The organism is Desulfovibrio sp. An276 (genome assembly GCF_002159665.1).
Taxonomy (GTDB): Bacteria; Desulfobacterota; Desulfovibrionia; order Desulfovibrionales; family Desulfovibrionaceae; genus Desulfovibrio; species Desulfovibrio faecigallinarum.
In genome coordinates, this window is record NZ_NFJC01000008.1 from 19,387 (window position 1) to 32,546 (window position 13,160).

At 57.4% G+C, this 13,160-nt stretch carries 8 protein-coding genes; 5 read left to right on the top strand and 3 right to left on the bottom strand.

The features are described 5' to 3' along the window. Positions 1–14: 14 nt before the first annotated feature. The 3 genes from B5F76_RS05285 (at position 15) to B5F76_RS05295 (ending at position 3,077) form a co-directional block, all read left to right on the top strand. Positions 15–797: a sulfite exporter TauE/SafE family protein gene (locus B5F76_RS05285; RefSeq protein ID WP_087352020.1), complete on the top strand. Its 783-nt coding sequence runs from the start codon at positions 15–17 to the stop codon at positions 795–797. A 292-nt stretch (positions 798–1,089) separates the two neighbouring features. Next, positions 1,090–2,523 carry an MFS transporter gene (locus tag B5F76_RS05290; protein ID WP_087352021.1) on the top strand — a complete coding sequence of 478 codons (1,434 nt, stop codon included), beginning with the start codon at positions 1,090–1,092 and terminating at the stop codon, positions 2,521–2,523. Positions 2,524–2,690: 167 nt separating this feature from the next. Continuing rightward, positions 2,691–3,077 (top strand): hypothetical protein, encoded by a 387-nt coding sequence (locus B5F76_RS05295; protein WP_087352023.1) that lies wholly within the window; start codon positions 2,691–2,693, stop codon positions 3,075–3,077. 558 nt (positions 3,078–3,635) lie between these two features. On the opposite strand, the gene B5F76_RS05300 is transcribed toward B5F76_RS05295, so the two are convergent. The 3 genes from B5F76_RS05300 to B5F76_RS05310 all read right to left on the bottom strand — a co-directional run bounded on the left by B5F76_RS05300 (position 3,636) and on the right by B5F76_RS05310 (position 10,427). After that, complete coding sequence (locus B5F76_RS05300) at positions 3,636–4,970, bottom strand: MFS transporter (RefSeq protein ID WP_087352025.1); 1,335 nt, start codon at positions 4,968–4,970, stop codon at positions 3,636–3,638. 656 nt (positions 4,971–5,626) lie between these two features. Then, the gene (locus B5F76_RS05305; RefSeq protein WP_087352028.1) at positions 5,627–6,298 is read right to left on the bottom strand and encodes an adenylate kinase; all 672 of its coding nucleotides are present in this window, start codon (positions 6,296–6,298) and stop codon (positions 5,627–5,629) included. 130 nt (positions 6,299–6,428) lie between these two features. After that, positions 6,429–10,427, bottom strand: a complete 3,999-nt coding sequence (locus B5F76_RS05310; RefSeq protein ID WP_162608694.1) for an AsmA family protein — start codon at positions 10,425–10,427, stop codon at positions 6,429–6,431. Positions 10,428–10,721: 294 nt separating this feature from the next. Between B5F76_RS05310 and B5F76_RS05315 the strand changes: the two genes are divergently transcribed. Both B5F76_RS05315 and galE read left to right on the top strand, forming a co-directional pair. Further along, complete coding sequence (locus tag B5F76_RS05315) at positions 10,722–12,101, top strand: radical SAM protein (protein ID WP_087352032.1); 1,380 nt, start codon at positions 10,722–10,724, stop codon at positions 12,099–12,101. A gap of 65 nt (positions 12,102–12,166) precedes the next feature. Continuing rightward, the gene (galE, locus tag B5F76_RS05320; protein WP_087352035.1) at positions 12,167–13,153 is read left to right on the top strand and encodes a UDP-glucose 4-epimerase GalE; all 987 of its coding nucleotides are present in this window, start codon (positions 12,167–12,169) and stop codon (positions 13,151–13,153) included. The last annotated feature ends 7 nt before the right edge of the window (positions 13,154–13,160 follow it).

The window sequence follows — 13,160 nt, forward strand, 5'->3', positions numbered from 1 at the left end:
CCCGGAGCAGTGGAATGGAAACAGAGCTCATCGTCACCTTTCTTGCCTGGTTTTTGGGCGGATTCGTCAATATCATCACGGGCATTGGCGGAAATCTCGTGGCCTTGCCGGTCATGCTCCTGGCCCTTGATTTCACTGTGGCAGCTGTTGTCTCCTGTGTCATAGGAGCCTTGCTTGGTGTCATGCTTGTCTTGCGCTTCTACCGCTATGCCGATGCACGCAGTGTTGTCCTCTTGAGTCTTGGCGCACTGCCAGGACTTGTGGCAGGCGTCCTTTGCCTCAAGTATCTGCCCATCTTCTGGCTTGAGATCTTCCTTGGCTGCGTGCTCATTGCCTTTGTGGTCTGGGAATACTTTCTGGAGCGCAAGGGCGAGTCGCAGCCCGCATCTGCTCCTGCGCCAGAAAAGACAAGGGGCAGGGCGAAAGGCGCGACTTTCATGTTTCTTGGCTGGGGCAGCATCTCGGGCCTTTTTTCCGGTGTGGTGGGCCTTGGCGGCATTCCCCTGGCTGTCTGCGTCTACCTGAACCGCTGGGACAAGAACGTGGCCCGGGGGATCCTTGGCGCCTTCTTTGTTTTCAGCGTGGGCCTTGCCACAGGGCTTGATGTGCTGGCAGGCCTTGTGACCGAAAGTGTTGTGCACCACTCCCTGGCAGGCATTCCGGGCATGCTTCTTGGAACCCTGGCCGGTCTGCCCGTGGCAGGGCGCATACCCCAGCGTCTCTTCCAGCGCTGCCTCCTTGTCATGGTACTCCTTGGGGCCTTCTCCCTGCTTGCCAGGGCCTTTTTGCAATCCTGAACGCCCAATATGAGCCAGGAATACGGTATTTTCGAACAGACAGTGCATTTGTTCGAGGCCTGTTTTTTCTCTTGCCTGCTTGCCAAAAGCCCGTGCCTGTGCTTATTGAAAGGGACGGATGTTACGGGATGCGCCGCTTTGGCCTGTGGGCGGCGTTTTTCGCTACACTCTGGGGTCTGAAGGAGACACATATCCCGGGAACTTTGCAAGACGCATGGCGTTTTGAGGGAATCGCGGGAGAGCGTGTGTTTGCCGCAAGACTCTTCCCCCAACCTCAGCATCGGTTTGACCTATGGCAGCGCAAAAGAAATCCCGCACTTCACTGGCCACCCTTTCCCCGGAAGAAAAGAGAACACTCAAGGGCCTTGTGGCAGCAGTCATCTGCATGCAGCTCATAACGCCCTTTCTGCAGACAGGAACGGCAGTCATCCTGCCTGCCATGGGCGAGCATTTTCGCTGCTCTGCCACCGATCTTGGACTTGTGTCCACTGTCTATTGCATGGCCCTTGCCATCTTCAACCTTGCCATGGGCAGGGCAGGGGACAAGTGGGGCAGGCACAAGACGTGCATGTTCAGCATGGTGATGCTGGCGCCAACCTCGGTGTTCATCACCCTTGTGCCCAATATCGATTCGGTCATAGCCATGCGCTTTTTCCAGGGCATGGGTACGGCAGCCTTTTCCACCTCCTCGCTTGCCATGCTCATGGCCGTGACCCCGCCGGACGTAAAGGGGCGCATCCTTGGCACCACTTCCACTGCTGTCTATGTGGGCCTTGCCGCAGGGCCTCTCTTGAGCGGCTGGATCAATGCCCTCCTGGGCTGGAAATACTTTTTCTACGTCATTTCCCTGTGGTCTGTGGTCTGCTTTGCCATCATGTTTGTTTTGGTTAAGCAGGAATGGTACGAGAGCAGGGAAAAGCCCTACGACTGGATGGGCCTTTTGCTCTTTGCTGCGGGCATGGTTTTCTCCGTGCAGGGCTTTGTTGGTCCCATGGACGATGCCTACAGGATCTGGCCCATACTTGCGGGTCTTTTGGTGGGAATGCTCTTTTGCGTCTACGAATACAGGCTGAAGAAAACCATACCCCTTCTCGATCTGCGCGTCCTCATCCACAACCGCATCTTTGTCCTGAGCAACCTTGCCTCCTTTTCCCTCTATGCCTCCCTCTTCAGCCTGACCTTTTTCTTAAGCCTCTATCTGCAGTACGTGAAGGGACTGGACTCGGCAGCTGCAGGCACGGTAGTCTTTCTCCAGCCTGTTGCGCAAATCCTTCTGACCTGGCCGAGCGGCTGGCTTACGGACCGCTTTGGTTCGGCGCCAGTGGCCCTGGTTGGCAATGTCCTGGCTGTAGTGAGCGTTGTCATGGCCATATTCCTTGGCGCGGACACATCCATGTGGACCATCTCCCTCATCCTCATCCTGAACGGCCTTGGCAATGCGGTCTTTGTTACCCCCAACACCGTGATGATTATGACAAGCGTGGATCCTGCCCACCTTTCCCAGGCCTCGGGCCTTGTGGGGACAGTTCGCACTGGCGGCATGGTCGTCAGCATGGTGACGGCAACCCTAACCCTGCGCCTTTTCATGGGCGAGGCACCCATGTCCGCTGAACGGGTTCCGCAACTCATAGAGGCCATGCAGGCAAGCTTTGTCATCTTCACTGTCATCTGCGTGGCAAGCCTCGTGTGTTCCATAGTGCGCTACCGCGATCTGCGCAAGATATAGAAGAATTCGGAGAGTTGAAGCTCCCCCGTTTTACAACGGGGGATTCTCCCTGACCAGAAAATCGCTTTCTGCCGGATTGCCCCGACAGCTGTCACCATTCCAACAGAAGGAAAGAGCCAAATGTCGGCAGATGCCTTTGCTCAAGGAGGGAGAATATCGTCCGCCTGTTGTACAGAAGCATCCGCCGGTATCTGCTACTTTCCCAAAGAGTTCGCGACAGACCTCTTCCCCGTTCCCGGGATTCTGGCTTTAGCCTTGGCCTTGCCGTGACTGGCCTTGTTCTGGGCTATTGTTCAGGAAACTCGGCCCTTGCGGTCTCGCAAAAGGCCCTGCAGTACTGCCTTGTGATCCACTTTGCCTGCGCAGGGCTTATGGCAATCTTCTTGCCTGTCCACATCTACATGGCAGCCCTTGCGCCTGGCGAGGGACCAGCCCTGTGCTCCATGCTGACCGGCCTTGTGCCCCTGAAACATGTCTGCGAACACAATCCTCTCTGGTACGCCGAGCTTAAGCAAAGCGGCAAGATGGTGCAAACGGACACAAATACCCGGTAGCACTCTGAGCCTGGCAGTTTGCAGCTGCGGTTTCATGTGAAGTAGCAAAAAAACAAAGGCCACGTTTCCCCAATCCGGAGAGCGTGGCCCTTGCAGTATGCCGGACGCAAAAATGCCGGACAACTGATAGATATTTGTTTCAATCCACAGTCGCCCCATCCGCAGACTGACTCCGCAAGCGGAGGATAGGGGTCGTGCGGATGCCCCCTCTCTATTCTCTCTATAGTGAGGAGCTCCAATGGAGGATTTCATTGGTTCCATCCTCTTGTCAACTACTCTTTTCCCCCGGAAGGATGCTCAAGGGACAAAGGTACTTTTGCTGAAGCCCCTGGTTGTCAGGCCCGAAAAGGCGTCAGCAAGGCCATTGGGGAGCAGGTTTTTTTTTGATGGCGTCGACGCAGTCCTGGACGTCGGGCTCGATGTTCCTCGCCATCGCAGCCAGCTTCTTGCGATTTTGCGCAAAACAAAAAAAGCCAAAAGCCACGATCCCCGGATTTGGGAGCGTGGCCTTCGTGTTATTGCCGGAACACCCGGCATATTGTGTACGGCTTTGGCTTGCTATGCTTTCTTGCTTGCGAGCTCTTCAGCCTCGGGCAGGCTCTCCTTGCCGTGGATGCGGACAATACAGATGGTGCTTACGGAGCTTATGAGGGCAGCGATGAGCAGGTAGGTGCATAGATACCAGGGCTGACCGCCGTTGGCGCTCACCAGCATGGTGGCAATCATGGGGGTGATACCGGAAGCGAAGATGCCCGAGAACTGGTAAATAAATGACACTGCGGAGTAGCGCACAGTGGGCTCGAAGCTGCCGGAGAAAAGGCTGGACATGGTGGCGTAGGCTGCGCCGTAGATGATGCCGAAGGGCAGGGAGATGGCCAGGAAGACCAAAAGGATGTTGTTGGGGAAGTTGTGCATGACCCAGAAGGCGGGGAAGGCCGTGAGTCCTAGGAGAATGGCTGCGCAGCCGAAGATGCGGGCGCGGCCAAGGCTGTCAGCCTTCATGCCCCAGAAGGGAATGGCAAAGGCCATGACAAGGGCTGCACCCACGATGATGAAGATGCTGACGGTCTTGTCCATGCCGCAGGTATTGGTGAGGTAGGTCAGGGAGAACACGCCAAAGACGTTGAAGGCTATGCCTTCCACAAAGCGGGCGCCAATGCAGGCCAGAAGGGTTCTGGGGTAGTGCTTGAAGGCAGCCATGATGGGGAAGCGGACCTCGTCGGTCTTCTTCTTGGCCTTGGCAAAGTCCTGGGTCTCGGTGACGGTCAGACGAATGTAGGCGCCAACTGCCACAAGGGCTGCGGAGAGCAGGAAGGCAACGCGCCAGCCCCAGGCAAGGAAGTCTTCCTCGGAAAGAGCCCAGGAGAGAATGCCGATGACGGCGGAGGCAAGCATCAGGCCAAGGGCCAGGCCCACCTGGGGGAGGCTGCCGTAGAAGGCGCGCTTTTTCTCGGGTGCGGACTCGAAGGCCATGAGCACGGCACCACCCCATTCACCGCCAATGCCTATGCCCTGGGCCAGGCGGCAGATGACAAGCAGGATGGGTGCAGCGATGCCAATGGTCTCGTAGGAGGGCACAAGGCCGATGCCAACTGTGGCAACACCCATGATTTCCAGAGTGAGAACAAGCATCTTCTTGCGGCCGAGCTTGTCGCCAAAGTGCCCGAAGATGATGCCGCCCACAGGACGGGCCACAAAGCCCACGGCAAAGGTGGCAAAGGCCAGGATGGTGCCGACAGTGGCGTCAAAATCCGGGAAAAAGATCTTGTTGAAGACTATGCCTGCGACCACGCCGTAGAGGAAGAAGTCGTACCATTCGATAACGGCTCCGACGAGGGACGAGACAACGACGCGACGCAGGTTTTTCTGCTGATCAGGGGTGGTGTTTTCCATTGGTTCTCCAAAGACCTGTATGTGTGATGAGCAGACCCGTCCCGACGAGCGGGGAAGAGGTCTGAGTAGTGGCACCATTGAAGGGAAGGCCTTGGCCGGGCCCTGGCGCTGCGGCCCCTGCAAGGATTGTGCCACAATTTTCACATGCAGCAGAAAAGAAAAGGGTTTGCGCCGACTTGTACAGGCAATGTGCAAGAGAATCACAAGCAGGGCACAATGCAGACCTGCATTGTTATTTGTACTTGTGATCAAGAGCTTGCGCTTATAGTTGCAGATATGCTACTCATGCCTGCAACTCTCCCAAAAGGCATTTTTTGAGCGAAACTGGCAAAAGAGAAGAAAATATCATAGTATTGCGTTCGCATTTGTGCCTTGCGACCTTTTCGCGTCATGTCGGGGATATTGGATACAAGTCGCCATAATAAAAGATAAAATTTATAATTTTACTCTTTTCTTTATTAAGATGCAATTTTGCAATATTTGTGCCAAATTTCGCAAATATTGGTTGCAATTTTACAATATTCAATAAAGTTTTTTCCAGTGTGTCCAGAAGCCAGGGACCGGGCTTGGCACAAAAAAAGGGCGACCCGTACCCCAAAGGGGACGGATCGCCCGAAAGTCCCAGGGCCCTCGTTCCGGGCTCTGGCGTTCAATGCTTAGGCCAGCTTGGAGAGCAGGTCTTCCTTGATGGCGTCGATGGTGCCCTGACCGTCGAGTTCGATGTACTTGGTCTGGCCGTCTGCAGCCAGTTTCTTGAAGTAGTAGGCTGCGGCGAGGGTGCCGTTTTCGGTGTTGTAGTAGATGTCGTGGCGCTTGTTGATGGCGGCCTCGTCCTGGTCGTCGGCCCTGGTGCTCAGATCACCGCCACAGACGCGGCACTTGTCACCGTTGGGCTTGATGGCGTCGATGAAGATGTTGTTGGGGTGGTTGTTGTTGTTCTGGCAGAGCCTGCGGCCCATTATGCGGTTGCGGGCAATTTCCCTGGGAAGCAGGATTTCGATGACGTAGTCCAGCTTGATGCCGGCCTTCTGCAGGGCGTCCCACAGCATTTCGGCCTGAACCATGTTGCGCGGGAAGCCGTCGAGCAGCCAGCCGTTCTCGCCCTTGGTCTTCAGGGTGTCGAGCACCATGGGGATGGTGATGGAATCGGGCACGAGGTCGCCTCTGTCAATGTAGGCCTTGGCCTGCTTGCCAAGCTCGGTGCCGCCCTTGATGTTTTCGCGGAAGATGGCGCCGGATTCGATGTGGGCCAGGTTGTATTTCTGTTTGACGAGTTCGCCCTGAGTACCCTTGCCGCTGCCGTTGGGACCAAAAATCAGAATATTCATATCCCTTCCTCTCCGTGTTTTGTTTTCGCCGCAAAGGGCGTGTGAAAAAATAGACAAGCGTCCTTTACCTACGCCAGCAGCCTTTTTGTGTCAAGACGGGAAAAGAGTTTTTGCACACACGTTTCCCCGACTAGCTGAATATGCCAATGATGCCGCCGAGCATGTCCCCGAGGAAGCCGAATATGCCTGTGAAGATGCCGCCTATGGCGTTCAGGATGACCATACCGCCCTTGATGTCCGTTTCCGGGTGTTCGAAGGTGCCGTGCAGGCGCAAGGGGATGTTGGGCAGATTGTTCATGTCCGCCACGAAGTTCATGTCCAGGGTCTCCCTTGCGAGGTCGATCCAGCCACTGCCTGTAAGACGCAGCTCCGGTCCCATGAGGGCAAAGTCGTTGGTGCGCAGGATACCCCCGGAAATCTGTCCCGTGCAGCCGGCCCGGTTGAATACCGTTGGCTTGCCCTTGGGGCGCAGGTTCTTGTCCACACTCTGGTAGCTGCCCTGGCCAGTCTGGAAGGAGAGGCGACCGTTCAGGTTGCGGGCAAGTTCCCCTGGCCCCTGCATGGAGGAGGCGAGGGTGGCAGCAAAGTCCGTCCTGCCCCTGAAGATGCCCTTGATCTCGCGATCCTTCAAAAGCGCGCCAAGGTCCAGTTGCGTGACCTTGAGGGTGGAGGAGAAGGCAACGCCCCGCTCGAAGCTCACCCTGCCCTTGCCCGTGAACTCGCCTCCGTAGATGATTCCTGTCACTCTTGGCACGTCAAGCTGCCCGTTTGCGAGTGTCATGGGCAGCTGCACATTGGTGATGGTGACCTTCTTGACGCGCAGACTGTCCAGTTTGAGGGTGCCCTGGGCGCTGAACTCCCTGAGAGCCGGAAAATCCCATCTTTTGTGCTGGGGATTTTGTGCCTGGTTCTGGGCCTGGCCCTTCTTTTTTTCGCCTATGTAGGTGTCGAGATTGAGGCTTCCGGTGTGCAGATTGAAGATGACGTGTGGCTTTTCCTTCGCAAAGTTCAGGGCAAGCTTTCCCCGGACCGGGATGCCGTCCACATGGGTGGCAAAGTGCTCGAGTGTCACGTCGTGATCCGTGAGCTTTACGCGAACACTTGCGAGAGTGAGGTGCTCCAGGAATTTGGGGTACGAGACGGTCTTTTCCCTGATGAGGGGTGTAGCCCTTGGCAGATCCACCCTTGCCTTGACAAACGAGCCCTCAAGGGTTGGAGATCTTCCGATGGTTGCCTCCACGTTGCCGTCGAAGACAGCTCCCGGCAGCTCGTAGTGGCCCTGGCTCATGCGCACACTATTTTTGCTTATGTCGAGGCTGGTTTTGCCCTGCAGGTCCATGGTCACATTGTCCTGCTTGAAGGCCGGCACAAGCTTTTCCGTATTGCGCACGTTGAGCTTGCCTGCAAGGTTGTCCATGCGAACACCTGACCTGCCCCCAAACCACACCATGCCAGGCAGGTATATGTCCGCAGACCATCCCTTGCTGCCGTTGACCCGAACGTCCCAGGTGCCGCTCAGGCCCAGGGCCGAATTCTGGAAGGCCGCAGTGCCAAGACGCAAGTCGCAAGCAAGGCGCATGGGCGAGAAGCGCTCTGCCTTTTCCATGACCGTATTCTGGCCCGTGACCTGCACGCGGCCGCGCAGATTGGCAAGGAAGCGATTGATTTCCGAGCCCTTGCTTGTCACCTGCACCCGGCAGCTGCCGGATCCTGCGGTAAAGGGAATGAAATCCATGGCCTTGTGCAGCTTTTTCAGGCTCGATCCTGCAACCTCGATGGCAAACTCGTACTCCGTTTCCTTCTCGCCGCTGAAATGGGCATAGCCAGTGCACTTTCCGTCGAAAAGGCCTGCGCGCATGTCGAGCCTTGCGCTGTCCTCACCCTTGCTGTTGGTGCCAGGGCGGATGATGACACCGCCCTCGACTATATCCGCGTAGCCGTAGTGGATCTTTGCTGCCCCTAAGCGAATGTCGTAGCTCAAGAGCCTTTTTTTCGCGGGCACGCCTTTGGGCTGCGCTCCTTCTGCAAGCCCGGCTTTTTGCTGATCCTTATTCTGATTCCTATTCTGGTCCTTTTGCTTGTGCCCGTCCTTTTCTTGCGCAAGTGTCTCCCCGGCCCTGCTCGCTCTGGTGTCCGTATCCTTTGCCCGAGCAAAGATGTCGGCTCCGCTCATTTCGGTCAGGGGTCTGTGGGCATATTTGGGGGGCTCCTTCATGCGGCCCACGGATTCGGGTATGGCCTGTCCTAAGTCCACAAAGTCGCTCTTCATATCCAGGAAGATCACAATGTCCTTCCAGTCCGCTATGCCGCCGTGTCCTGTGAAGGTTGCGCCTGCAGCGCAGGCCTTGATGTTCGGTGCGCGCAAATGGTGTGTATCGATATAGAAGTCGATAAAGCCGTCCGTGATTTTGTCCAGGGAGATCTGCAACCCTGGGGAGAGGTGGCGTGCGAAGGTGAGCCAGCGGGTGAGGCTCACACGCTCTATGCCAAGTCTGCCTGCCACTGCGAGATTTTTGGGAAAAAGCAGTGCGTCCAGGTTCAGGACAGTGTCCCCGAGCGCAAAGGTGTCGAGGGCCACGTGCAAGGGAAGGCCCTTTTCCGCAGCCGGAGGCTCGTTCTGCAGGAGTGCCGCGTATTTGTTCGGGCTTGATCCCGGCTCGACAGAGCCGGCAAATTCGTAGGGAATGACCACCCCGTCAAAGGTGAAGTTCCCCCTGATCACGCCCTTGCCGCCGATCCCATGCCTGCTTCCTTCAAGCTGCACATGGGTGGCAAGTCCAAGGGAGAGCGGGGAGATGGCAGTCCTTGCCTGCACCTCAAGACTCATGTCGTGCAAGGGATCTGCAAGGCCTGCCTTGCCGAAGATGCGCACATCGGCTGCAGCTGCAGCAAACTCCCTTGTCTGCAGGCTGGCACTGGCAAGTTCCACTGTGCCGTCGAGGCCGTTCAGGGGATTTGCCATGGGCAGATTGGTGAGGGTTATGTCTGCGGAAAAGCCTTCTGCCCGCAGGAGATTGCCAGCCTTGTCCCAGAGCGTTGCGTGGGCGTTTTTGATGGCAAGCGAGCAGTGCAGGGGCAGAATGTCCTGCAAATTGGTCTTGCCGCTGCCGCTCCCTCCCTTTGCGAGATCCGCAAAGGCAATGGGAAGCGCACCCACAATCCTTGGCTCCACAAGGCCAATGGTCTCAGGCTCGAACCTGCCGGAGAGAAGGGTGAGAAAATTTGGTGCAAAGTAGAGCGTGCGCGCGGAAAGACTCAAGGCTCTGGTAGCGGCCCCTGCTCCTGCCTGAGTCTCTGCCTGATCCCCTGTCTTGTTTCCTGCCTGGCCTTTCCCCGGCAGGACAAGGTGCACGTTGTCCAGGCGTATGGCAGGCAGGGGGATGAGGCGCATGGTCACACCCGAAAACCCGATACTGCAGCCCGTGCGCGCGGAGATCTCCTGCAGCGCAAGGGTGGTTATCTTGTCCATGTTGAGCTGCACCGCAAGCAAGAGCCCCAAAAAGAGCACAAGGACGCTCAAGACAAAGATACATAACCCCTTCAGGGCACGCGTGGCGGCCTTCGGGAGCTTGCATCTTTTGGCAGGGCTTTCTGCTTCTTCGCTGGGTGTGTCGCCAGAGGGCTGCTTTTCCTCGCAAGCCTCATCCTTGCAAACCTGAGCCTCGCAACCCCGGGGCGCTTCTTCCTGCGCTGCAGGTTTTTCAGCCTGTTCTCCCGGAGCAGGGGGCACAGACTCTATCTGCTTTGGAGATGTGTCCTCTATGCAAATCCCGAAATCTGCCGGTTTTGCGGCAGTCTCCACGGGGACTGTGATGATTTGGGCAACTTCAGGGGGAGCATCGTCCCTGGCATCTTCCGTGGAAGGAGAGTCGGGCTTTCCCGTATTGGTCGCGTCCCTGTGGGCGCAGTGGTCCTCTTCCCAGGGCCAGTCCGTGGGAGCTGGTTTCTGTTTTGGTGTCTCCTTCGCCTGCTCCCCTTTTGGGGCAGAGGGCAGGGGGCCCAGATCCAGGCGAAAATCGTCGTCCGCAGGGCTTGCGACGTGACATGCATCCGCATTTGCCCTGCCTTTCAGCCGGACGGCCTTTTGCAGCTGATCGTGCGCATCGCGCTTGCTTGGAGTCTGGGACATGGGCTTTTGTCTTTTGAGAGGGAAGGGTATTTGTTGTGACCTTTTGGAGACGTTTTGCAGGGCTTTTTTGGGGGCATCCTGCCTTGGGAAATATAGCCAAGTCCCCCTGTACAGGCAAGGAACGTTTTGGTGTCGCAGGCGGGATATGTGCAGCTTGCGCCCTTCACGCGGGCCTTGCAAAGGGGCTCTCTTTTGAGGCATAAGGATGCCGCCGAAAATGCAGGCTTAAGGCGCTGCTTTGTGCCCGGTTGGGGCACGATGGACGCGCCAGAAACTACAAAAACAGGTGGGGCCATGAGCTCAAAGAACAAAAACAGGGATTTGAATCCCTGTCTGGTGGTTGCGGACGAATCCGGCAATATCTACGACGAGCCCGAGCTCCTCATGCTTGTGCGCAGGGGAGAGCAGTGGGGCCTGCCAAGGCCCGACGAGCTCGTACCCCTGCCAAGGGAGAGCGAACTCTTCCTTTTGCCTGGCAGAAAGGCAGTCGGCTACAACGCAGAGACAGGGGAGGCCGAGGAAGTGGACGGTCTTGCCGTGGCAGCCTTCGCCGCTCCGGGCTACACCCTCTCCGGGCATCCCGTGTACGAGACAGGGCCCGACGCGCAGATGCTGCCCCTCTTTGCCTACGGGGCCGTGGGCTTTGCCGAGGACCGCTTCTGGATCTGCGCCCGCCGCGTGGACATGGATCCGCGCCAGCAGTTTGCCCACATACGCAAAGGCCTAATCGAAAAAAACGTGCGCATGCTTTTGGCAAAGTATCCCAAGAACCGTCTTGTGGAGCACATCCTCACCAACTGCGTCATGCGCTACGACTGCCCTGCAGCCAGAAACTTTGCCCTTGGCCGCTACGAAGCACCCCTTCCGTCCTCGCGCACCTGCAACGCGCGCTGCATAGGCTGCATCTCGAAGCAGGAGGAGGAAAGCCCCATCGAGGTGACGCCACAGTGCCGCCTGACCTTCACGCCCACTCCGGAGGAGCTGGTGGAGGTCATGGAGATACACGCAGCCCGCGAGCTCAAAAAGCCCATCTTCTCCTTTGGCCAGGGCTGCGAGGGCGATCCCCTCATGAACTACGAGCTTTTGAAAGATGCAGTCAGCCTCTACCGCGAGCGCGGCGGCAAGGGAACCGTCAACTGCAACACCAATGCCTCCCGTCCGGAAGCTGTCGAAGCTCTTGCCAAGGCAGGGCTTTCCGCCATGCGTGTGAGTCTCAACTCTGCCAGGGAAGAGCTCTACAACCGCTACTACAGGCCCTTGGGCTACACTTTCGCGGATGTGAAAAAATCCATTGCCGTGGGCAGGGGAAACGGGCTTTACATCTGCCTGAACCTGCTCTACTTCCCGGGCATCACGGACACGGAAGACGAGCTTTTGGCCTTGTCCGAGCTTGTGGGGCGCCACGGTGTGAGCATGATACAGTGGCGCAATCTCAACATCGACCCCGAGTACTACCTTGAACTCATGAAGGGCTATGCCCAGGGACCCTCCATGGGCCTGCGCTCCTTCATGAAGAGGCTCAAGAAAGCCTGTCCCTGGCTTGAGTACGGCTACTTCAACCCCTATGTGGGCGAGAAGGCCAGCCTCACTGCTCCCATGCCGGGCACGTGGTGTCCCCCGGATGTGGCAAAGGGCCTGGAAGACGAGCCCGACACGGATGAGGTGGAGCAGTAGGCCTTGGGACTTTTTGGAAACAACACAGCCTTGAGAACAACTATAGGCAAATACGCGAGAGAATAATGAGCATACTGGTTATAGGCGGAGCCGGCTACATCGGCTCCCACAATGTCAGGGCCCTGCTTGCGCGGGGCGAGGACGTTGTCGTTTTGGACAACCTTTCGACCGGGCACAGAGAGGCTGTGCCGGACAATGTGGCCTTTTACAGGGGCGATCTGCGCAATTCCGAGGATCTGGAAAAGGTCTTTTCCGCGCACAAGATAGAGGTCGTGCTGCACTTTGCCGCCTTCATCGAGGTTGGCGAGAGCATGAAAAAGCCCCTCAAGTACTTCGACAACAATGTCGTTGGCATGATCGTCCTGCTCGAGGCCATGGAGCGCCACGGTGTGGACAAGCTCGTCTTCTCCTCCACCGCAGCGGTCTACGGCGAACCCAAACGCGTGCCCATCGAGGAGGGCGATGCAAAGGCCCCGACCAACCCCTATGGCGAGAGCAAGCTCATGATGGAGCACATCATGGAGTGGACGCACAGGGCAGTTGGCATCCGCTCCGTTACCTTGCGCTACTTCAACGTGGGCGGGGCCTTCAAGGACGCGAGCATTGGCGAGGATCACAGGCCGGAAAGCCACCTCATCCCCCTCATCCTGCAGGTACCCTTGGGCAAGCGCGAGCACATCAGTGTCTTTGGCAACGACTACGACACCGAGGACGGATCCTGCGTGCGCGACTATCTGCACGTCATGGATCTTGCCGATGCCCACATGAAGGCCATAGACTATCTGCGTGCAGGCAACGACAGTCTGGTCTGCAACCTTGGCAACGGTCAGGGCTTCTCGGTGCTTGAGATGATCGAGGCTGCCCGCCGCGTCACCGGCCACCCCGTGCCGGCAGTGATTGCTGCCCGCCGTCCCGGGGATCCGGCAAGGCTTGTGGCATCTTCTCAAAGGGCCCGCGAGGTCCTTGGCTGGGTGCCAAGGTTCGGCATAGAAGAGATCATCCGCTCTGCCTGGAAGTGGCATCAGAGCCACCCTCAAGGGTACGGAGACTAGGGTAAAG